This window comes from Olsenella sp. oral taxon 809 str. F0356, from assembly GCF_000233535.1.
GTDB lineage: Bacteria > Actinomycetota > Coriobacteriia > Coriobacteriales > Atopobiaceae > Olsenella_I > Olsenella_I phocaeensis.
Genome location: NZ_JH376563.1, coordinates 1448454 through 1469887 on the forward strand (window position 1 = coordinate 1448454; position 21434 = coordinate 1469887).

Below are 21434 nucleotides of genomic sequence, written 5' to 3' on the forward strand. Positions count from 1 at the left end.
GAGCCCTCATGCCCCAGACCGACGCCCACGACCGTGGCGCCAGCGACGAAAGGGCCCGCAGGGTCGCCCTGCGGGCTTGGGCGACCGTGGGCTGCCTGCTCGCCGTCTGGCTGGCCAGCCGCGCGCTCGTGATCGTGTGGCCCGCGGTGGAGCTCCTCATCGTGGGGGTGGTCGTCGGCTTCGTCTGCAGCCCCATCACCAACTGGCTCGAGGGGAGAGGAGTGGGCCGCGCGCTCGCCGCGCTCGCCTCCCTCCTGCTCGTGCTCCTCGTCGCGTCCCTCGTCTTCGTCCTGCTGGGACCGCCCTTCATGAGCCAGCTGCTCGAGGTCCTGCAGAGGACGCCCGTGTACGTCTCGCAGCTGCGCGCGACCATGGGCGGGTTCTGGGAGTCCTTTGGCAGCGACAAGACCGTAGAGGTCCAGCAGAGCCTCGACCAGTTCGTGACCGCCATATCCAACCTGGGCCTCAACACCTCCTCCGAGCTGGTGGAGCGGCTCTCCAGCGGCATCGTGCGCAACGCCGTCTCTGCCGTGGGAGGGCTCTTCACCCTCTTCCTCGGCCTCGTCCTGGGCTACTGGTTCGCGAAGGACTACCCAAGGATTGCGCGCGAGCTCATGGTCATCGCCGGCCCCGCGCACGGCAGGGACCTCTCGGTGCTCCTCGCCGTGATGAGCCGGTCCGTGGGCGGCTACATGAGGGGCGTTACCATCACCTCGCTCGTGGGCGGGCTCCTCGCCTTCGTGGGCTACGCGCTCATGGGACACCCCTACGCGGGGCTCATGGCCATCGCGATGGGCGTGTTCCACTTCGTGCCCGTGGTGGGGCCTTGGATCGCCTCCGCCCTCGCCGTGCTGCTCGCGCTCTCGGTGAGCCCCGTGCTCGCCCTCGAGGCCCTGCTCGTGTCGGTGGTGGTGCAGAACCTGACGGACAACGTGGTTTCTCCCCTGGTCATGCAGTCGTCGGTCAAGGTGCATCCGGCGCTCTCGCTTCTGGGCATCGTGATCGGCAACGCCTTGGGCGGGGTCTTGGGCATGGCGCTGGCGATACCGCTCACCGCCGCGGCCCGCAGCGTCTTCGTCTACTTCTTCGAGTCGAAGAGCGGACGGCAGCTCGTCTCGTACGACGGGGCGCTGTTCAGGAGCACCCCCTTCCGCGACGAGGAGGGGCGCATCGAGCCCTCCTTCGACGCCCTGGACGACGACCGCTTCTTCGAGAGCACGCGGCTGGTGAGCCCCGAGGGCCTGCATGCGGTGCGGCCCGAGCCCCGGCCGGACGCGGCCGGGGTCGGCCTGGGGGCGCGGGTGCAAAACGTCGCGCGGCATGCCATGCGCGGCAGGTCTGGCGCAGACGATGAAGAGAAGTAGCTGAGTGGCAATTCCCAGCCGCGCTCGAAGGGCGCGCCACGTATGATATATGGGTTGGCTCGGCGCCACCGCCGCGAGTAAAACCACAAGGAGAAGCATGAGCAGCTCTGACTACAAGACCATGACCACCGCGCAGATTCGCAGCGACTTCCTGCGCTTCTTCGAGGAGAAGGGCTGCAAGCTCTATCCGTCCTCCTCGCTCGTCCCCGAGGACCCCTCGCTCCTCCTCGCCAACGCCGGCATGAACCAGTTCAAGGAGTACTACCAGGGCACCAAGACCATGAGGGAGATAGGTGCCACCTCCTGCCAGAAGTGCCTGCGCACGAACGACATCGACAACATCGGCGACTCCCGCCACCTCTCGTTCTTCGAGATGCTGGGCAACTTCTCGTTCGGCGGCTACACCAAGGCCGATGCCATCGCCTGGGCCTGGGAGTTCATCACCAGCCCCGAGCACCTCGGCCTTCCCGCGGACCGCCTCTACATGACCGTCTTCGAGGACGACGACGAGGCGATCGAGCTCTGGCACGCCCAGGGCGTCGCCTATGACCACATCTCGCGTCTGGGCGAGGAGGACAACTTCTGGGCCGCCGGCCCCACCGGTCCCTGCGGTCCCTGCTCCGAGATCTACTTCGACCAGGGCCCCGACTTCGAGGGAGAGGCGCCCGGCGACGACGGCGACCGCTACCTCGAGTTCTGGAACCTCGTGTTCACCCAGTACGACCGCCAGGAAGACGGCTCCATGCCCGAGCTGCCCCACCGCAACATCGACACGGGAATGGGCCTGGAGCGCATCGCCGCGATCATGCAGCACGAGGGCTCCAACTACGAGGGCGACGTGCTGCGCACGCTCATCGGCGTGGGCGAGCGGCTCGCAGGTGTGACCTATCACGAGTCCGGCTCCGTGGACAAGAGTCTGCGCATCGTCGCGGACCACAGCCGCGCCGTCTCGTTCATGATCGGCGACGGCATCCTGCCCTCCAACGAGGGGCGTGGCTACGTCCTGCGCCGCCTGCTGCGCCGCGCCGTCTACCACGGACGCCTCCTGGGCATCCAGGGACGCTTCCTCTCCAGCTACGTCCACGAGGTCACGAGCCTCATGGCGGACGTGTACCCGCAGCTGGTGGAGAACGGCGCCCTCATCGACGGCATCGTGAACGCCGAGGAGGAGCGCTTCGGCGCAACCCTGGACGCCGGCGAGACCATGCTCAAGGCCGAGCTCGAGTCCCTGGGCGAGGGGGAGGACCTCTCGGGCGCCGTGGCCTTCAAGCTGCATGACACCTATGGCTTCCCCATCGACCTCACGCGCGAGATCTGCGCCAACTCCGGCCATGGCATCGACATGGGCGCCTTCGACAGCGCCATGGAGGCCCAGCGCGAGCGCGCCCGCGCCACGGCCAACCGCGACGCCTGGGGCAAGGCCAACAACGTGTGGGTCTCCCTCTCCGACCGCATCGCCCAGACCGAGTTCGTGGGCTACGACAGCGACGAGCTCGAGGGCGCCCGGGTGCTGGCCCTCGTCCGCGACGGCGAGGAGGTCCCCTCCGCCACCCTGGGGCAGAGGGTCGAGGTCGTCCTCGACCGCACTCCCTTCTACGCCGAGATGGGCGGCCAGGTGGGCGACACCGGCAGGCTCCTGGCAGAGGGCCTGAGCCTGCAGGTCACTGACACACGCCACCACGAGGGTGGTCTTGTGGGGCATGTGGCGGAGGTCGTCGCGGGTGAGGTGGCCCAGGGCCGCGAGCTCCGTGCCGTGGTCGACCACGGCCGCCGCGAGCTCATCCGACGCAACCACACCGCGACCCACCTCCTGGACGCCGCGCTCAAGCAGGTCCTGGGCGAGCACGTGAGCCAGGCGGGCTCCCTCGTCGCCCCCGACCGCCTGCGCTTCGACTTCACGCACTTCGAGGCCATGACCAAGGACGAGGTCGAGCGCGTCGAGGGGCTGGTCAACGCGCAGATTTTCGCCGCCGAGCCCATCGTGACCAGGATCATGGGCATCGAGGAGGCCAAGGCGTCCGGTGCAGTCGCCCTCTTCGGCGAGAAGTACGGCGACGTCGTGCGCGTGGTCTCGACCGGCGAGTCCGAGAGGCCCTTCTCCCGCGAGCTCTGCGGCGGCACCCACGCCCGCAACACCGCCGACCTCGGCTTCTTCAAGATCGTGAGCGAGAGCTCCGTGGGGTCCAACGCCCGCAGGCTCGAGGCCGTGACCTCCGCCGGCGCCATAGAGTACGTGGACGAGCGCCTGCAGCTCCTGGAAGACGTCGCGGCGTCGCTCAAGTGCCGCCCGTCCGACCTCAAGGCGCGCGTCGAGGCCCTGGAGGCGGAGCTCCGCGAGGCGCGCAAGAGCCTGGACGCGGCCAAGGTGGGTGCCTCCAGCGACCAGCTGGCGCAGGCTATCTCCTCCGCGGTCGACCTGGGCGGCTACCGCTGCGCCATCGCCCGCGTCGAGGGCCTCTCGGGCAAGGAGCTCCGCAGCGCCTGGGACACCATCCGCGACGGCATGGGCGGGCAGAAGGCCGCCTGCGTCATCGCCTCCGCCACGCCAGACGGCAAGGTCGCCCTGCTCGCGGCAGCGACCGACGACGCCGTCGCCCTGGGCTTCTCCGCCGGTGCATTGGTCAAGGAGGCCTCGCAGCTGGTGGGTGGCCGCGGTGGCGGAAGGCCCAACATGGCCCAGGCAGGCGGCACCGACGCCTCCGGAATCGACGCGGCGCTGAAGGCCGCCCGAGAGATGCTGGGCGCCTAGCGGCATGCGGGTCCTCGCCCTCGACATAGGGGAGGTGCGCATCGGCGTCGCGGCGAGCGACGCGAGCGGAAGCATCGCCTCTCCCGTCAAGGTGCTCCCGGCCCAGGAGGTCCTCCAGAACGCGCGCAGCTTCAGGCGCATCCTGGAGGACTACGAGCCCGAGCTCCTGCTGTGCGGCCGCCCCCTCACCCTTGCGGGCGAGGAGGGTCCCCAGGCCGAGCGCGTCATGGAGCAGGCGAGGGGGGTCGCGGCTTCCTGCGGCCTTCCTCTGGAGTTTGCCGACGAGCGCCTCTCGTCCAGGGAGGCCAAGCGTATCCTTCGTGAGCAGGGGTACGACGAGCGCTCGATGCGCGGGCGCGTCGACATGGTGGCGGCGTCCCTGTTCCTGCAGGCCTGGCTGGACGCCCGAGTAGATTAGGTCCCTGATGTCTAACAACCCGACCCGCAACGGATCGCACTTCTCGCCCGAGCCCTCGAGTCGCGGCTCCCGGCCCGTCCGCGGCGGTGACACGCGTCGCTCGCGGGGGTCCTCCACGCCCGACCGCAGGGCGGGCTATGCGGGAGGGGTCTCGCAGCGGAGCGTCAGCGCGACCCGTCGCGCTGCCGGAAACGCCGGCTCTCATGCCCGTGGCGAGAGGCCCGGCGGTCCGCGCCGTCGCTGGCCCAAGGTCGCCTTCATGCTCCTGGTGGTCTGCGGCCTGCTCGTGGGTGCGGGCACCCTCGCCTGGCGCCACTTCTCGTCCTCGGGCAAGGCGGGCGGCTCCGTCGCCGCCGGGCAGAGGGTCACCGTGACCATCCCGGAAGGCTCGGGCGGCAGCCAGATAGCCCAGATCCTCCTCGACGCCGGCGTCATCGGCGACAGCGGTGAGTTCTTCAAGGCCGTTCAGGCCCAGGGCGCGGAGTCGAGCATGAAGAGCGGCTCCTACGACTTCCTCACCGGCGCCAACGTGTCCGAGGTCGTGAGGCAGCTCGTGAGCGGGCCCAACTCCGCGGCGGGCAAGCTGACCATAGCCGAGGGCCTCACCCTCCAGAAGACGGCGGAGGCCGTCGGCTCGAGCGGCATCGGCGTGTCGGCCGAGGACTTCCTCAACCAGGCAGAGGCCTCCAACTACGTCGCCGACTACCCCTTCCTCGCACGGGCCGCCAACGACTCGCTCGAGGGCTTCCTCTTCCCCAAGACCTACGACTTCGGCGGCACTCCTGCGACGGCGGACTCCGTCATCCGCGCCATGCTCGACCAATATGGGCAGGAGGTCGCGAGCCTCGACCTCGCCTCGGCGGAGGCGAGAATCAAGGAGACCTACGGCATCGACATGAGCGACTACGGCATCCTCACCCTCGCCTCCATCATCGAGAAGGAGGCCCTGAACGACGAGGACCGCAGCAACATCTCGTCCGTGATGTACAACCGCATGAGGGAGGGCATGGCCCTGCAGAGCGATGCCACGATGGGCTACGTGACGGGTGGTGCCGTGAGCGCCGACGACCTCAAGACCCAGAGCCCCTACAACACCTACCTCAACGCGGGGCTGACCCCGACTCCCATCTGCTCGCCCAGCCTGGCCTCGATCAAGGCCGCGATGGACCCGCCCAGCACCAACTACCTCTACTTCTGGATCACCCAGAGCGAGCACGTCTTCTCCGAGACCTACGACCAGCACCTGCAGGCGATCTCCAATGCCTCGTAGTCCCTTCGAGGCAACGGCCTACGTCGCCTCCGTTGATCTCGTCGACGTCGGGCGCCTCGCCTCCGAGGGGGTGCGCTGCGTGCTCCTGGACCGTGACAACACCTGCGTGCCCCGCGACGCGAAGGTCGCGCCCCCGCAGGTCCTCGACTGGCTCGGGCGCGTGCGGGAGGCGGGAATGGCGACCTGCGTCGTCTCGAACAACTTCCATTCCGCCGAGGTCGAGCGCTCGGCCCGCGAGCTGGGCTGCGAGGTCGTGCATCACGCCATGAAGCCCCTGCCCTTCGCCGTCCATGCCGCGCTGCGCAAGGTGGGCGTCCCCGCCGAGCAGGCCGTGCTCGTGGGCGACCAGGTGTTCACCGACGTCGTGGCGGGGAACCTCGCGGGCGTGCGCGCCGTGCTGGTCCGGCCCCAGTCCACCCAGGACCTCTGGTACACGCAGCTCCTGCGCGTCGCGGAGCGCGCCGTCCTGCGCGGCCGCCGGTTCAGGGGGGAATAGCCCGGGACTCGGATGCTAGAATCGTCACGAAAGACATCTTTCCTCTCGAGAGGCTCTATGGCATCGGCTGGCGGGTACGTGGTCCACGAGGACTGCGACCACATCTTCTTCGTGGGCTTTCACGGAGCGGGCAAGTCCACCCTGGCGCGCAACCTGGGCGGGCTCTTCCGTCGTGACTACGTGGACACCGACCGCATGGTCGAGCGCATGCGCGGCCTCAGCGTCTGCCAGATCTTCGAGCGGGAGGGCGAGGAGTCGTTTCGCCGGGACGAGGCGAAGGTCCTCAGGGGCCTCCTCTCGCGCAAGTCCCTGCTCGTGAGCTGCGGGGGCGGCATCGTGGAGGGGCGGGAGAGCTGCGAGCTCATGCACCGCATGGGCACGGTGGTCTACCTCGACGGGGACGTCGAGGACTCCCTTCGCCAGCTCAGGCATCCCGAGCTCAGGCCCGACTTCGCCACGGTGGACTGCGCCAGGAGCCTCCACGTCCGGAGGCGGCCCCTCTACGAGGCGACCTCCGACTACACGATAGACATCAGGAACAGGACGTTCGAGCAGGTCTGTGCCGATGCGGCCCAGCTGCTCTGGGAGAAAGGTCTGCTATGAGCGAAGAGGTGCCCGAGCTGGTGAGGCAGTGGGTCTCGGTGCCCGGGGGCTCCTGCGACGTGCGCGTGGGCCGCGACCTCGTCGAGGGCCTGGGGTCCGTCCTCAAGACGGTCTCCGGCAAGCCTGAGGTCTGCGCCGTCGTGGTGCCCGAGGGCTCCGACGAGACGCTGGTCGAGCGCCTGCGCAGGCAGGTCACCGACGCGGGCTTCAGGGCGGCCCGCGTGGACGCCCCCTCGGACGGGTCGGCCCGTGACGTCGGAGCCCTCTGCGAGCTCATGGCGGCGCTGGGCAGGGTGGGAGTCACCTCGGACGACCTCGTGCTCGCCCTGGGGGATGCCGACGAGCTCTCGCTCGCCCAGGCGGCCTGCTCGGTCTGGTGCGGCGGGGTCCCCCTGGCCGCCGTGGCGCTCGACCTCGCGGGCATGCTCCTGGTGCCTGCCTCGCCCCGCGCGCTCGACGTGGGCGGGAGGGAGGAGGTCGCCAGCTTCAGGCTGGGCATCCGCTACCTCTTCTGCGACCCCCTGGTGATGGACCTCTCGCTCGACTCGGAGGCCACGCGCCTCTCGCTCGCGCTGATGGTCGCCACAGCCGTGGCGGATTCCAGGCCGGCGCTCGAGCACCTCTGGGACGCCACGCCAGAGATCATGGGGGGCGACGAGGACGTCCTGCTCGAACAGGCCCTCTCCCTGCTCAAGGCCCGCGGGAAGCTCGCCTCCTCGACGGCCGTCGCCGTGCGACAGTCGCTCTTCTACGGGCAGGACTTCGTGCGCGCACTGCGCCCGCTGGTCCCCGCGGCATCCGAGGCGGAGCTCCTGGGAGAGGCCCTTCGCTTCTCCGCCCGCATCTCGGCCGGCGAGGGCAAGCTCGACGTGGACGACGTGCTGGTCCAGGACGAGCTGCTCGAGCGCCTGGGCATCGAGCCCATCGTGTGCGAGCTCGAGCCAGGGGCCATGGTGGAGGCCCTGAGGAGGGAGCGCTTCGCGCGCAGCAACCGCTTCCTCCTGGCGCTGCCCCAGGCCGTGGGGCGCGTGAGGCTCTCCTCCGTCGACGAGGGCCTGCTCGCCGAGCATGCCGCCGCCTGGTGCGACGCCCACCTGCCCGAGGAATAGAAGGATCGAACTGCCGCTGCGGGACGGGCGACGCACCCACGCGGCAGAGGACGCTTAGAGAGGAATCGAACATGGCAGATGCAAAGGCCTGCGCGGGACGCGTCGAGCGCTTCCGCGCGCTCATGGGGGAGCGTGGCTACGACGCCGCGATCCTGAGGAACAACCCCGACCTGCGCTGGCTCACGGGTGCCGAGCGCACCTTCGACGACGAGGTGGCGCACACGGCCGTCGTCACGGCCGACGGGCTCTGGCTCCATACCGACTCCCGCTACTTCAACACCTTCCAGGAGCGCCTGGGCGCCGACACACCCTGGCAGATCGACATGGAGCTCGTCGACCCCGCGGAGTGGGCGGCGCGCGTCGTCTCGATGGCGCACGCCCGCGTCGTGGCCATCGAGGACAGCTGCAGCCTCGCCTTCTTCGACGCCTTCAACGTTGCCTGCGCCAAGCAGTCGACCGCCTGCCTCGTCCCGCGCATGCACGGCGACATCGTCGGCCTGCGCATCGTGAAGGACGCCGAGGAGGTCGAGCTCATGCGCCACGCCCAGCGCATCACCGATGCGGCCTTCGAGCACATCTGCGGCTTCGTCAAGGCGGGCGTGACCGAGCAGGAGATCAAGGTCGAGCTCGAGAACTACATGCTCACGCATGGTGCGGACGCGCTCTCGTTTGACACCATCGTCGCCGCGGGGCCCAACGGCGCCAACCCGCATGCCCAGCCGGGCGAGTACGTGGTCCGGGAGGGCGACATGGTCGTCATGGACTACGGTGCCGGCTACCACGACTACCACTCCGACATGACGCGCACCGTGTGCGTGGGCGAGCCGGGGGAGGAGCAGCGCCGGGTCTACGACGTGGTTCGTCTCGCCCACGAGACCTGCGCCCGCGAGGCAAGGCCCGGCTGCATCGGCAGCGACATCCACAACCTGGCCGTCGAGGTCATCACCGACGCCGGCTACGGCGACTACTTCAAGCATGGCCTGGGCCACGGCGTGGGGCTCGAGATCCACGAGCAGCCCAGCTTCGGCAGGCTCTACGACAAGCCCGTCCCCGTCGGCTCCGTGATAACCATCGAGCCGGGCATCTACCTGCCCGGTCGCTTCGGAGTGCGCCTCGAGGACTTCGGCATCATGGGGGAGGACGGCTACCATCCCTTCACCAAGTCCGGCCACGAGCTTCGCGTGGTGGGGTAGCGCACGACAGGGCAACCCGGCGCGCGGCGGGTCGACCCGGCAGGGGAGGCCCCGCCCGCTGCGTGCTATTCTTCTTTGCTAGCCGCGAGGGCATGCCCCTCGCGCAGACCTGACCAGCCCGAAGGTCGCGCGCGCTCAAGACACGAGTGCCAACGCGTGCCCCGGGCCAGACGAGAGGAAGTACCCGTGGAAGAGATGCCCAAGACCTACGACCCCCAGGCCAGCGAGCCCGCGCTCATCGACCGTTGGGTCTCTGCAGGTTGCTACCAGCGCAGCAAGGGCGTGGGAGACTGCACCGTCGTGATTCCGCCCCCCAACGTCACGGGCATCCTGCACATGGGGCACGCCATGGACGACACCATCCAGGACGCTTTCGTGCGCTACAACCGCATGAGGGGCCGCTCCACCCGCTGGATCCTGGGAACTGACCATGCCGGCATCGCCACGCAGACCAAGGTGGACAAGAAGCTCAAGTCCGAGGGCATCTCTCGCCTTGAGATCGGACGAGAGAGGTTCCTCGACGCCTGTTGGGACTGGACGCACGAGTACGGCGGGACCATCGTGAGCCAGATTCGCCGCATGGGCTGCTCGATCGACTTCGACGACGAGAAGTTCACCATGAGCCCCGAGTTCTCGAAGGCCGTGCGCAAGGTCTTCGTCGACTGGTACCACGACGGGCTGATCTACCGCGGCAAGCGCATCGTCAACTGGTGCCCCAGCTGCCGCACCGCGATCTCGGACGACGAGGCGGAGTACCAGGACGAGAAGGGTCACCTCTGGTACCTGCGCTACCCCCTGGCGGAGCCCGTGGACGGCGTCGAGTACGTGACCGTGGCCACCACCCGCCCCGAGACCATGCTGGGCGACACCGGCATCGCCGTGAGCCCATCCGACCCCAAGAAGGCGGGGCTCGTGGGCAAGACGGTCATCCTGCCCATCATGGACCGCGAGATCCCCATCTTCTCGGACTGGCACGTCGACGCCGGCTTCGGCACCGGATTTGTCAAGGTGACCCCCGCGCATGACCCCAACGACTACGCCATGGGCCAGGCCCACGGCCTCGAGCAGATCAACATCTTCGACGAGACCGCGCACGTGGTGGAGGGCTACGGCGAGTTCAGCGGCATGGACCGCGACGAGTGCCGCAAGGCCATCGTGGCCTGGTTCGAGGAGCATGGGCTCCTCGACCACGTCGAGGAGCTGGACCACTCCGTCATGCACTGCTACCGCTGCGGCACCGCCCTCGAGCCTTGGCTCAGCGAGCAGTGGTTCGTGGCCGTGGACAAGCTCAAGGAGCGTGCCTGCGAGGTCGTGAGGGACGGCGAGGTCAGGTTCCACCCTGACCGCTGGACCCAGACCTACCTCACCTGGATGGAGAACCTCAAGGACTGGTGCATCAGCCGCCAGCTCTGGTGGGGCCATCGCATCCCCGTCTTCTACTGCGACGACTGCGGCTGGCAGGACGCCCTCATGGAGGACGTGGACGTGTGCCCCCACTGCGGCGGCCACCACGTGCACCAGGACGAGGACGTGCTCGACACCTGGTTCAGCTCGCAGCTCTGGACCTTCGCCACGCAGGGTTGGCCCGACCACCCGGAGCAGATGGAGGGGCACCACCCCACCAAGGTGCTGGTCACCGCGCGTGACATCATCGCCCTCTGGGTGGCGCGCATGGTCATGAGCTCCCTCTACTTCACGGGAGAGGTGCCCTTCCACGACGTGTACATCTACGCGACGATCCTGGCCAAGGACGGCAGCCGCATGTCCAAGTCCAAGGGCAACGGCGTCAACCCCATGGAGCTCATGGAGAAGTACGGCGCCGACGCCATGCGCTTCAACCTGCTGACGCTCATCACCAACAACCAGGACGTCAAGTTTGACGCGAACATCGACAAGAAGACCAAGGCGCTCATAGACAGCCCCCGGACCGAGCAGGCGCGCGGGTTCGTGACCAAGATCTGGAACGCGAGCCGCTTCGTCCAGATGAACCTCGACGGCTACGAGCCGGGCCCCGCGCTCGCGCAGACCCCCGAGGACGCCTGGATGCTCAGCCGCCTCGCTCGCGCCGTGCGCACGGCGACCTCGCAGCTCGAGGCCTACGAGTTCGGCGACTACGCCCGTGACATCCAGTCCTTCTTCTGGAACGAGGTCTGCGACTGGTACATCGAGCTCTGCAAGGGCCGCCTCCTGGACGGTGTCGCCGCGGAGCGCCTGCAGGTCCAGCGCAACCTGGTCTTCGTCCTCGACGTGAGCATGCGCCTGCTCCACCCGGTGATGCCCTTCGTGACCGAGAGCGTGTGGGACATGCTTCCCGCCTCCGCCCTGGACGACCATTCGAGCGAGTTCCTCATGACGGCCGCCTGGCCCGAGCCTGAGGCGCTCGCGGGCTTCGTCAACGAGCGCGCGGAGGGGGACTTCGAGTTGGCCAAGCGCCTCATCTCGCAGGTGCGCTCCACGAGGGCGCGCTATCGCCTCTCTCCCAAGGAGGAGCTGCGCGTCGAGGTGAGCTGCGGTGGGCAGCAGACGGTGGACGTCCTTTCTGGCCAGGCGGGCTTCATCCGCAAGGTGGGCCGCGTGAGCGAGCTGGTGCTCTCCGTGGCCGATGGCTTCGCCAAGCCCGAGGGTGCCGTGGTGGCGCACGAGGGCGACTTCGATGCCTATGTGCTGGTGGGGGAGCTGGTTGACCTCAAGGCCGAGGCCGCGCGCCTCGCCAAGGACCTCGCCAAGGCCGAGAAGGACCTGGGCAGCGTGACCAAGACCCTGACAAACGAGGGCTTCGTGGCCAAGGCGGCGCCTGAGGTCATCGAGAAGAAGCGCAGCCAGCAGGCCGAGCTCGGGGCGATGGTGGAGGCGCTCAGGCAGCAGATTGCCGACTTCGCCTAGCCACGCCGCTCGCGGAGTTCCGGCTACCTCAGGCAGATTCGGGCGCCCTGGCACCTTGCGGTGGCGGGGCGCTCTGCTATGGGTGTAAAATTCCGAAAATTGACAAATTTCCAAACGGGCCTCGTGCCCTGGAAGAGGGGCCTATGAGCCGCGTGAGTCGCAAGGAAGCCGTCTTCTACGACCACTTCAGGGCGTCGTCGAAGATGATCGTCGAAGCCGCGGAGCTCTTCGTGAGGATCGTGGGGGAGTGGCCGAGCTCCAAGCCCCTCATCCCCCTGATGAAGGAGTTCGAGAGCAGGCACGACGAGCTCACCGGACAGGCGATGGACGAGCTCAACCGCTCCTTCATCACGCCCTTCGACCGCGACGACGTATTCCAGCTCATCACCCTCCTGGACGACATCGTGGACGGCATGGAGGGGGTCTCGGCGCGCTTCGCCATCTACGACGTCAACGTGATGATCGCCCCCGCCAAGGACATGGCCGACCTCACCCTGGCCTCCGCCCGCGAGCTCCAGACCCTCTTCGAGCACTTCGACAGGTTCAAGAAGGATCCCGTCGTCACGCAGCAGATGCGGCGCGTCAACGAGCTCGAGGACCAGGGCGACGTCGTCTACCGGGAGGCGCTCGGCGCCGTCTTCGCCGCCCACGACGACCCCATCCACACCCTCAAGTGGAAGAGCCTGCTCGACAAGATGGAGGACGCGCTCGACAACTGCAAGCACGTCTCCAACGTCGCCCATAGCGTGGTAATGAAGAATGCCTAGCCCGCTGCTCGCCGCCGTGCTCGTCATCGCGTTCGCCTTCGAGTTCATCAACGGCTTCCACGACACGGCGAACGCCATCGCCACCACGGTGTACACGCGCGCCCTCTCTCCCCGGGTGGCCATCCTGAGCTCTGCGGCCATGAACTTCGTCGGCGCGCTCACGAGCGAGAAGGTCGCCATGACCATCGCCACGGGCCTGGTGAGCGTGCAGCTGGGACTTCACGTCATCCTCGCCGCCCTCCTGGGCGCCGTGGCCTGGGACCTCTTCACCTGGTGGTTCTCGATTCCCTCGAGCTCGAGCCACGCCCTCATCGGGAGCCTCATCGGCGCGACCATGGTCTTCACGGGGGGACCCCAGGACGTGATCTGGGAGGGGGTTGTGGACAAGGTCGTGATCCCCCTCTTCACCTCGCCCCTCATCGGCCTGGCCCTGGGCTTCGTCTTCATGAACCTGGCCTTCGAGGCCTTTGCCGACGTCACGGCCCATAACGCGAACTCCTTCTTCCACAAGGCACAGGTCGCCTCGTCGATGTTCATGGCCTACAGCCACGGCAACAACGACGCACAGAAGACCATGGGCATCATCACCATCGCCCTTGTCTCGGCGGGGATGCTCGATGCCGGGGCCGGCGTGCCCCTCTGGGTGAAGGTGCTCTGCGCGGCGATGATGGCCCTGGGGACCGCCATCGGCGGGCAGCGCATCATGAAGACGGTGGGCCAGGGCGTCACCAAGCTGGAGCCCGCCATCGGCTTCGTCTGCCAGACGGCCTCTGCCATCGCCATCGAGGCCATGACGGCGCTGGGCGCCCCCGTGTCGACCACGCAGGTGCTCACCACCTCGATCATGGGTGCGGGCAGTGCCAAGGGCATCAAGAACGTGCGCTGGGGGGTCGCCGGCAGCATCGTGACCGCCTGGGTCGTGACCCTTCCGGCCACCATGTGCCTGGGCGCCCTCTTCGCCCTCGTGGCGGAGCGCTTCTAGGGCTCTCGGGCGAATTGCACGGCATCCCGAGCCTTCCCATAAATAACTTAATACGCAGGAAACCATCGGCGTCCGCCCAACTGATATAACCAACAGCATCGAGACGCCTGCCGCCGCCCTGCGACGCGTTCAGAGAGGATTGCCATGAACAGCCTCAGCAGAAGGTCCTTCCTTGCCCTCGCGTTGGGGGGCTGCTCCTCGTTCGCCCTTTCTGCCTGCGGAAACGCCGCCGCTCCCTCTGTGGGGGGCTACAAGGTCGGCGTGCTGCAGCTCACCGAGCACGCCGCGCTCGACGCGGCCAACGCCGGCTTCGTCCGCGCGCTCGACGAGTCCGGACTGAGCTACACGATCGACCAGCAGAACGCCCAGAACGACCAGTCGGCCTGCCAGACCATAGCCTCCAAGCTGGTGAACGACGGGGATGACCTCATCCTGGCCATCGGCACGCCGGCCGCGCAGGCTGTCGCCGGAGCCACCGACCAGATTCCCGTCATCGGCACCGCCATCACTGACTTCGCCGCCTCCGGCCTCGTCGCCTCCAATGACGCGCCGGGCGGCAACGTCACGGGCACCTCTGACCTCACTCCGGTCGAGGACCAGTTCGACCTCCTGGTCAAGCTCCTCCCCTCCGCCAAGAGGGTGGGCCTGCTCTATTGCACCGCCGAGTCGAACTCCGACGTGCAGGTGTCGCTCGCCGAGGCCGCCGCAGCGGCACGCGGTCTCGAGACCCAGCGCTTCTCGGTGTCGAGCTCGAACGAGATCCAGCAGGTCGTCGAGTCCATGGTGGGCAAGGTGGACGCTGCCTACGCCCCGACCGACAACACCATCGCCGCGGGCATGTCCACGGTGTCGATGGTGGCCATCGAGCACAAGATCCCGTTCATCGTGGGCGAGAAGGGCATGGTCGACAACGGGGGCCTCGCCACCTATGGCATCAACTACGACCAGCTGGGCTACAAGGCCGGCCAGATGGCGGTCAAGGTCCTGAAGGGCGAGTCCAAGCCGGCGGACATGCCCATCGAGCACCTCGCCGCGGAGGACTGCACGCTCGCGACCAACCAGGCCACGGCGGACGCCATCGGCGTGGACCTCTCCGTCCTCGGGGCGTAGCCGTCGCGAGGGGGCTCGTTCCGCCGCGGACGCGGTGGGACGGGACAGTTTCTGACGTTCGTCGTGTGCCCCGGGGCGACCCGGGGCACATCGCAGGTTTGGGGGTAGCATGCTGCCAGCTCTAACGGGTGCCGTCTCTCAGGGAATCCTCTGGGGCGTCATGGTGCTCGGACTCTTCGTCACCTACAAGATGCTCGACATCGCCGACCTGACGGTCGACGGCAGCTTCGCCCTGGGCGGCTGCGTCGCGGCGGTCGCCTCTGTCTCGCTGGGGCTCGACCCGCTGGTCGCGATCCTACTGGGCATGCTCGCCGGCGTGGTCGCGGGCCTGGTCACGGGGCTTCTCCACACCGTCTTCGACATACCGGCCATCCTCGCGGGAATCCTGACCCAGATCGCCCTCTGGTCGGTCAACCTGCGCGTCATGGGCAAGTCCAACACGCCGCTCCTCAACGTCGACACCGTATTCACGCGCATCTCGCGCCTTACGGGCCTCAACCAGGCGGCATCGGCCATGGTGGTGGGGCTCGTGGTCGCCGCGGCGCTGGTGGCGGCGATGTACTGGTTCTTCGGGACCGAGATCGGCTCGGCCCTGCGCGCCACGGGCAACAACGAGGACATGTGCCGCGCCCTGGGCGTCGACGTGCGCGTCACCAAGCTCATCGCGCTCGCCCTCTCCAACGGCCTGGTGGGCCTCTCGGGAGCCCTCATCTGCCAGAGCCAGAAGTACGCGGACATCGGCATGGGCACGGGCGCCATCGTCATCGGCCTCGCCGCCATCGTCATCGGCGAGGTGCTGGGGCGTCTCACCCCCGGCAAGCTCCAGGCCTTCGGCAGCCGCCTCACCTCGGCGGTCGTGGGCTCCGTCGTCTACTTCCTCATCAGGGCCATCGTGCTCCAGATGGGCCTCGACGCCAACGACATGAAGCTCCTCTCGGCCGTGATCGTCGCCCTTGCCCTGGTGGTACCCACCGTCGTCGAGCGCCAGCGGCAGAGGCGCTCCTACTCGAAGGGAGGCGAGCGCTGATGCTGCGCCTCACCAACGTCAGCAAGACCTTCAACAAGGGCACCGTCAACGAGAAGCCCGCCCTCGTCGGCGTGGATCTCCACCTCGAGCCCGGCGACTTCGTCACCGTGATCGGCGGAAACGGCGCCGGCAAGTCGACCCTGCTCAACGCGATTGCGGGCGTGTTCCCGCCCGACTCCGGCACCGTCCAGATAGACGGCACGGACGTGAGCCTGCTCTCCGAGCACCAGCGCGCTCGCTACCTGGGGCGCGTCTTCCAGGACCCCATGCGCGGCACCGCCGCCGACATGCAGATCGACGAGAACCTCGCCCTGGCGCGGCGTCGCGGGGAGGGCAGGGGCCTCTCCTGGGGCATCGGCAAGGCCGAGCGCGCCGAGTACGCGGAGCGTCTCGCCTCCCTTGGCCTGGGCCTCGAGGACCGCCTGAGCTCCAAGGTCGGCCTGCTCTCGGGCGGGCAGCGCCAGGCGCTCACCTTGCTCATGGCCACGCTCAAGAAGCCCAAGCTCCTGCTTTTGGACGAGCACACGGCGGCACTGGACCCCAAGACCGCCAAGAAGGTCCTCGAGCTCACGGCCCAGGTCGTCGAGAGGGACTCCCTCACCACCCTCATGATCACGCACAACATGAACGACGCCATCCGCCTGGGCAGCCGCCTGATTATGATGCACGAGGGCCACGTGATCTACGACGTGAGCGGCGAGGAGAAGCACGCGCTCAAGGTCCACGACCTGCTCCTCAAGTTCGAGGAGGCAAGCGGCGGCGAGCTCGCCAACGACCGCATGCTCCTGAGCTAGCCGCGCGCCGACGGACGGGGGGTCTCATGAGGAAGATGGGCATCGTTCTGGCGACGGGCGAGGCAGGCATGCACCACTTCACGGACGTGCTCGGGGAGGAGCTGGGCGAGACCGCCGCGCAGGTCGAGCGCTCGTCCGTGGATGCCGCTCTGACGAACGCCCTCGCCGGCGAGGGCGACAGGGAGGGCCTGGTCGCGCTCCTCGCCCCTGCGGTCGAGTCGCTCGAGCGTCGTGGCTGCGAGCTCGTCGCGATCGTGGGAGCCGACGCGCACCTCGTCCTCCGCGAGTTGCGGGGTACGACCAGCGTGCGGCTGCTGAGTGTGGTCGAGGCCAGCTGGAGGAGAATCGTCGCAGCGCGGTATGTGCGCGTACTTCTCCTTGGCACGTCCACCACCATGCGCGAGAAGTTCTTCAAGTCGCCCATCGCGGCGAGCCACGTTCCGGTGTTCACGCCCAACGACGAGGACAAGGAGTGGGTCGACGCCGTGATCGGGCGCGTGTCCGGGGGAGAGGAACCCTCAGCGGACGACCTGGCACGTTTTGACGAGCTCGTGGGCGAGGCGGTCGAGCATGGCGCCCAGGCCATCGTGATGGCCGCGCCGGAGCTCCTCGCGCTCACGCGGGGTCGAGAGCTTGCGCTCCCGGTGGCCGACGCCCTGGGGGCTCAGGCCCAGGCGCTCGTGGACGAGGCTAGAGCCAGGTAGCGCGTGCGCCGCGAGGCTAATCCAGGAACTTGTCCAGCTCCCTGTCGAGCAGGGCGTTGCGTCTGACGTGGGGGTGCCGTACGAGGATGCCGCGTGCCATGACCATGTCGACCTCGCGAAGCGCCTTGAGGTCCTCGAGGGGGTTCCGCGCACAGACGACGAGGTCGGCGTCCTTTCCCTCCTCGACGGAGCCCGTCACCCTGTCGATGCCCGCGAGCCGGGCGTTGCCGAGAGTTGCGGTATGCAGGGCGAGCGCATTGCTTGCGCCCACGTACTTGTGGAAGTAGACGAGTTCGCGCCAGAAGTCGTACTGGGCGATCCAGGGGCAGCCCACGTCGTTGCCGAGCGCCACGGGCACCCCGGCGGCAAGTGCCGCCTTCGAGCACTCCCTGATGCCGTCGAAGACGACCTTGCCGTTGAACTGGGCCATCTCGGAGGCGCCTGAGACGCTTCTGTCGAAGAGCGCATAGGGGAGGGCGGGGGAGAGCGTGGTCACCAGGAAGGAACCCCTCTCGGCGAAGAGGGCCATGGTGTCCTCGTCCGGCCTGGCGCCGTGCTCGATCGAGTCGACGCCGCCCTCGAGTGCGGCGCGGACGCCCTCGGGAGACTCCACGTGCGCCGCCACGATGCGACCGCGCGCGTGCGCCCGGTCGCAGCAGGCACGCACCATCTCTGGAGGCATCTTCATCTCGCCGGGCTCTCCCTTGGCCCGTGCGTCCATGACCCCGCCGGTAATCATGAGCTTGACGAGGTCCGCGTTCTGGTTGCAGGCGGCATCGACCGCGGCCAGGGCCTCTTCGACGGTCGTCGCCGCGACGGCGACCGATCCGGCCATGTGCCCTCCCGGCACCGAGACCGCCTCGTTGGCGGCGAGGATGCGCGGTCCGATCCTCCTGCCTGCGGCGATCTCGTCCCTCACGCGCGTGTCGAGGTCGCGCAGGCCGCCAACGGTGCGCACGGTGGTCACGCCGCCCATGAGTGCGGCCTTGGCGAACCCGGCCACCATGAGGTGGGCGACGGCCGCGCCGACAGGAGTGGCAAAGATGGCGTCCACCGTCTTCTTGGGGTCCTTGCCACCCGACTTCGGGCTGCCGTTGCCCGCGAGGTGGACGTGCATGTTTATCAGGCCGGGCAGCAGGAATCTGCCCCCGAGGTCGACCACGCGGTATCCGGAGGGGGCCGTGCCCGCATCGACGGACTCGATGCGTCCGTCCGCGACGAGTACGCAGCGTCCCTCCTGGGGTTGAGCCTCGAGCGTTCCGTCGATCACGGTGGCATTGGCAAATGCGTATCTCATGGCCCCTCCTCGAAGTCAGCGCTGCCATCGTAGACCTTCCGAGTTTCGATGGGCTAGGAGGCGGGGTTCTTGTACCAGACACTTTTCCCTTTGCCTGCATTGCAGCAGGATGGCGCGCCTCCTTCCCTGTGACGCATGCTTCGGGGTGGAGTAAGCTCTCCTCGATGTGAATTGGGTCCTGGGGGAGGCACATGGAGGACAAGGAAGTCACCGTGCGCAAGAATGAGCTTCGCAAGCGGCTCAAGCAGGCGCGCAAGGACTTTGGCTCCGAGGCGCGAGAGCGTGCCGATGCCGGCATCGCCTCCCGCGTCCTCTCTCTGTCCGAGTGGCAACGCTCCCAGATCGTCCTCGCCTACCTTTCGGTAGGCGAGGAGGTGGACACACGCGGGCTCGTACGTCAGGCGTGGGTAGCTGGCAAGGTCGTTGCCATCCCCCGTGTGGTGCCCCACACTCGTCTCATGGAGTGGTATCGCATCGACGACTTCGACCGCCTCGAGCGCAGCTCCTTTGGCGTGGAGGAGCCCCTTGCGGAGCCAGATCGCCTTCTGGACGTCGCGCGCGAGGCAGAGGCGGGCGGGAGCATCCTCGCCGTCGTGCCTGGCCTGACCTTCGACGGCCATGGCTTCCGCATGGGGTACGGGGGCGGCTTCTATGACACGCTGCTTGCCGATTTTCCTGGCACTTCCGTCGGCATATGTCGCGAGGCGCAGCTTACCGATAACCTGACAGCCATGGGCGCGGTGGGGGAGCATGACCTGGGCGTCGACGTGGTAGTGACGGAGCGGCGCACCATCGAAACGTCCGAGAGCCCCTGGTCCAATTGGGTGCGAGAGAAGGAGGGCCAGGCATGACCATGGAGAAGACAACGGCGGCACATGGTGGCGCGCGGCGGGCCGAGGGCGCAACGCTGCGGCCCATCCTCATAGTGGAAGATGACAGCGCCCTCGCGGGCCAGGTAGCAGACCTGCTGGGGCGGTATCGCTACCAGTGCCGCGTGGCGGACTCGTTCGATGACATAGACGCCCAGGCCCGTGCCCTCGACCCCTCCCTCGTCCTGCTCGACGTGAGCCTGCCCCGCTACGACGGATTCTTCTGGTGTCGTCGCATCCGCGAGACATCGCACGTCCCCATCGTCATGGTCTCGGCTCGTGATGCCGCGTCCGACCAGGTGCGTGGCATGGAGGCGGGAGCTGACGACTACGTGACGAAGCCCTTCGACCTCGACGTGCTGCTCGCCAAGGTGCAGGCGCAGATGCGCCGCAACTATGGGGAGCTCGCACCTGCCACAACGGAGCTCGAGTCCCTCGCTTGCGACGGGCTCGTCTTTTTCCCGGGACTCCTCAGGGCGGAGTACCAGGGCTCAACGATCGAGCTCACCGCCACGGAGGCAAGTCTCCTTGGATGCCTGATGAGGGCATATCCAAAGACGGCTGCGCGTGGAGACCTGTACATGGCCGCGTGGGACGGGGAGGGCTTCGTGGAGCCCAACACCCTGAACGTCAACATCCGCCGGCTTCGCGATCGCTTCTCCAGTGCGGGCATTCCCGCCCAGATCAAGGTGGTGCGCACCGTTGGCTATCGTCTCTACATGGGCGGAAGGCCATGAGGCTCTTCCTCAGGGATCATCTGGACGTCATGGCCCTCTTCCTCCTCGAGTCCGTTGCCATAGCCCTTGCCTTTCACTTTGGCCGAGGCTTCGAGACGGCCGCAGGCATCGCCTACTTCCTCTTCGTGGCGGCATTCGTGCTGGCGGTGTTCCTTGTCGTGCGATTCGCGCGCAAGCGGGCGTTCTACGAAAGCCTGGAAGAGGACGTCGAGACCATGGAACAGCTGGTGGGGCGCCATAGCGGCGACCCCGTCACCGAAGCGTACGTCACAACGCAGGCGTGATGCCTACCGCAGCTACCAGCGCCAGCTGAACGAGCGAGACGACGAGATGCTGCGCTGGCGGACGCATGTCATGCAGTGGGTGCACCAGATGAAGACGCCCGCGAGCGTCCTGCGCCTCATGGTTCAGAAGGACCCCGGGCACATGGACTCGTTCGGTGCGCTCTGCGAGCTCGATCGCATGCAGGGGCAGCTCGACCTCATCCTGAGTCTCGTGCGCATGGAGCGCATGCAGGCCGACCTCACCATCGAGGACCTGTCCCTCAAAGAGGTGGTAGAGGCCGTTATTGACAAAGAGAGGCGCCTCTTTGCGCAGAGGGATGTCTTCCCCACTGTAGGCATCGACGCAAGCCTGCGCGTGCGCACCGACAGGAAATGGCTCGCGTTCGTCATCGAGCAGATACTGCATAACGCCGTGAAGTATTCGGACGTGGGGTCGTCGATCGAGGTCGGCGCGGGGGAGTCGGACGGAAGCGTGGAGCTCAGCTTTGTCGATCACGGCATTGGCATCCGCCCGCGCGACCTGCCGCGCATCTTTGACCTCTACTTCACGGGGAGCAACGGACGCGATCACGACCAGTCGTCAGGCGTCGGACTGTACGTGGTGAAGCGCGCGCTCGACGAGCTTGGGCACGAAATAGAGGTGAGGTCTGAGGTTGGGCATGGAACCCGAGTGGACATAGTTTTCTAGCGTCGCCCCCGACTCGCGCCCATCATCCCCCTTGTGCAAAAGTGACAGGGGCTGTCATCTTTCGTCACTCCACTCGATAGCGCCCCTCAC

At 67.7% G+C, this 21434-nt stretch carries 20 protein-coding genes; 19 read left to right on the forward strand and 1 reads right to left on the reverse strand.

Going from position 1 to position 21434, the window contains the following annotated elements:
• The first annotated feature begins 8 nt into the window (after positions 1-8).
• The 15 genes from HMPREF1008_RS06515 (at position 9) to HMPREF1008_RS06585 (ending at position 17469) form a co-directional block, all read left to right on the forward strand.
• Entirely contained in the window at positions 9-1364 is a 1356-nt protein-coding gene (locus HMPREF1008_RS06515; protein WP_009279063.1) for an AI-2E family transporter, read from the forward strand.
• 97 nt (positions 1365-1461) lie between these two features.
• Positions 1462-4113 carry an alanine--tRNA ligase gene (gene alaS, locus HMPREF1008_RS06520; protein WP_009279064.1) on the forward strand — a complete coding sequence of 884 codons (2652 nt, stop codon included), beginning with the start codon at positions 1462-1464 and terminating at the stop codon, positions 4111-4113.
• 4 nt (positions 4114-4117) lie between these two features.
• Positions 4118-4531, forward strand: coding sequence for a Holliday junction resolvase RuvX (ruvX, locus tag HMPREF1008_RS06525; protein WP_009279065.1), 414 nt, complete (start codon positions 4118-4120; stop codon positions 4529-4531).
• A 7-nt stretch (positions 4532-4538) separates the two neighbouring features.
• Positions 4539-5801 carry an endolytic transglycosylase MltG gene (mltG, locus tag HMPREF1008_RS06530; protein WP_009279066.1) on the forward strand — a complete coding sequence of 421 codons (1263 nt, stop codon included), beginning with the start codon at positions 4539-4541 and terminating at the stop codon, positions 5799-5801.
• Complete coding sequence (locus tag HMPREF1008_RS06535; RefSeq protein WP_009279067.1) at positions 5791-6297, forward strand: YqeG family HAD IIIA-type phosphatase; 507 nt, start codon at positions 5791-5793, stop codon at positions 6295-6297. The genes mltG and HMPREF1008_RS06535 overlap by 11 nt, the downstream gene beginning before the upstream one ends.
• 57 nt (positions 6298-6354) lie before the next feature.
• Entirely contained in the window at positions 6355-6900 is a 546-nt protein-coding gene (locus HMPREF1008_RS06540; protein WP_009279068.1) for a shikimate kinase, read from the forward strand.
• Positions 6897-8009 (forward strand): 3-dehydroquinate synthase, encoded by a 1113-nt coding sequence (locus HMPREF1008_RS06545; protein ID WP_009279069.1) that lies wholly within the window; start codon positions 6897-6899, stop codon positions 8007-8009. Before HMPREF1008_RS06540 ends, HMPREF1008_RS06545 begins: the two co-directional genes overlap by 4 nt.
• A 71-nt stretch (positions 8010-8080) precedes the next feature.
• Entirely contained in the window at positions 8081-9202 is a 1122-nt protein-coding gene (locus HMPREF1008_RS06550; RefSeq protein WP_009279070.1) for a Xaa-Pro peptidase family protein, read from the forward strand.
• Positions 9203-9388: 186 nt separating this feature from the next.
• Complete coding sequence (locus tag HMPREF1008_RS06555) at positions 9389-12085, forward strand: valine--tRNA ligase (RefSeq protein WP_009279071.1); 2697 nt, start codon at positions 9389-9391, stop codon at positions 12083-12085.
• 152 nt (positions 12086-12237) lie between these two features.
• The gene (locus HMPREF1008_RS06560; protein ID WP_159430773.1) at positions 12238-12852 is read left to right on the forward strand and encodes a DUF47 domain-containing protein; all 615 of its coding nucleotides are present in this window, start codon (positions 12238-12240) and stop codon (positions 12850-12852) included.
• The gene (locus HMPREF1008_RS06565; RefSeq protein ID WP_009279073.1) at positions 12845-13834 is read left to right on the forward strand and encodes an inorganic phosphate transporter; all 990 of its coding nucleotides are present in this window, start codon (positions 12845-12847) and stop codon (positions 13832-13834) included. The genes HMPREF1008_RS06560 and HMPREF1008_RS06565 overlap by 8 nt, the downstream gene beginning before the upstream one ends.
• Before the next feature lie 144 nt (positions 13835-13978).
• Positions 13979-14944 carry an ABC transporter substrate-binding protein gene (locus HMPREF1008_RS06570; protein WP_009279074.1) on the forward strand — a complete coding sequence of 322 codons (966 nt, stop codon included), beginning with the start codon at positions 13979-13981 and terminating at the stop codon, positions 14942-14944.
• Positions 14945-15053: 109 nt separating this feature from the next.
• Positions 15054-15971 (forward strand): ABC transporter permease, encoded by a 918-nt coding sequence (locus tag HMPREF1008_RS06575; RefSeq protein ID WP_009279075.1) that lies wholly within the window; start codon positions 15054-15056, stop codon positions 15969-15971.
• Entirely contained in the window at positions 15971-16765 is a 795-nt protein-coding gene (locus HMPREF1008_RS06580; RefSeq protein ID WP_009279076.1) for an ABC transporter ATP-binding protein, read from the forward strand. Before HMPREF1008_RS06575 ends, HMPREF1008_RS06580 begins: the two co-directional genes overlap by 1 nt.
• A gap of 26 nt (positions 16766-16791) precedes the next feature.
• Positions 16792-17469, forward strand: a complete 678-nt coding sequence (locus tag HMPREF1008_RS06585) for an aspartate/glutamate racemase family protein (protein ID WP_009279077.1) — start codon at positions 16792-16794, stop codon at positions 17467-17469.
• Positions 17470-17485: 16 nt separating this feature from the next.
• Here HMPREF1008_RS06585 and HMPREF1008_RS06590 read toward each other — a convergent pair whose 3' ends face one another.
• Positions 17486-18766, reverse strand: coding sequence for an amidohydrolase family protein (locus tag HMPREF1008_RS06590; protein WP_009279078.1), 1281 nt, complete (start codon positions 18764-18766; stop codon positions 17486-17488).
• A 191-nt stretch (positions 18767-18957) separates the two neighbouring features.
• Here HMPREF1008_RS06590 and HMPREF1008_RS06595 point away from each other — a divergent pair, with 191 nt between their 5' ends.
• The 4 genes from HMPREF1008_RS06595 to HMPREF1008_RS10655 all read left to right on the forward strand — a co-directional run bounded on the left by HMPREF1008_RS06595 (position 18958) and on the right by HMPREF1008_RS10655 (position 21344).
• On the forward strand, positions 18958-19617 hold the full coding sequence (locus HMPREF1008_RS06595) for a 5-formyltetrahydrofolate cyclo-ligase (RefSeq protein WP_009279079.1): 660 nt from the start codon (positions 18958-18960) through the stop codon (positions 19615-19617).
• On the forward strand, positions 19614-20372 hold the full coding sequence (locus HMPREF1008_RS06600) for a response regulator transcription factor (RefSeq protein WP_009279080.1): 759 nt from the start codon (positions 19614-19616) through the stop codon (positions 20370-20372). The genes HMPREF1008_RS06595 and HMPREF1008_RS06600 overlap by 4 nt, the downstream gene beginning before the upstream one ends.
• Positions 20369-20656 (forward strand): hypothetical protein, encoded by a 288-nt coding sequence (locus HMPREF1008_RS10650; RefSeq protein WP_009279081.1) that lies wholly within the window; start codon positions 20369-20371, stop codon positions 20654-20656. The genes HMPREF1008_RS06600 and HMPREF1008_RS10650 overlap by 4 nt, the downstream gene beginning before the upstream one ends.
• A 70-nt stretch (positions 20657-20726) precedes the next feature.
• Positions 20727-21344: an ATP-binding protein gene (locus tag HMPREF1008_RS10655; protein WP_009279082.1), complete on the forward strand. Its 618-nt coding sequence runs from the start codon at positions 20727-20729 to the stop codon at positions 21342-21344.
• Positions 21345-21434 lie beyond the last annotated feature (90 nt).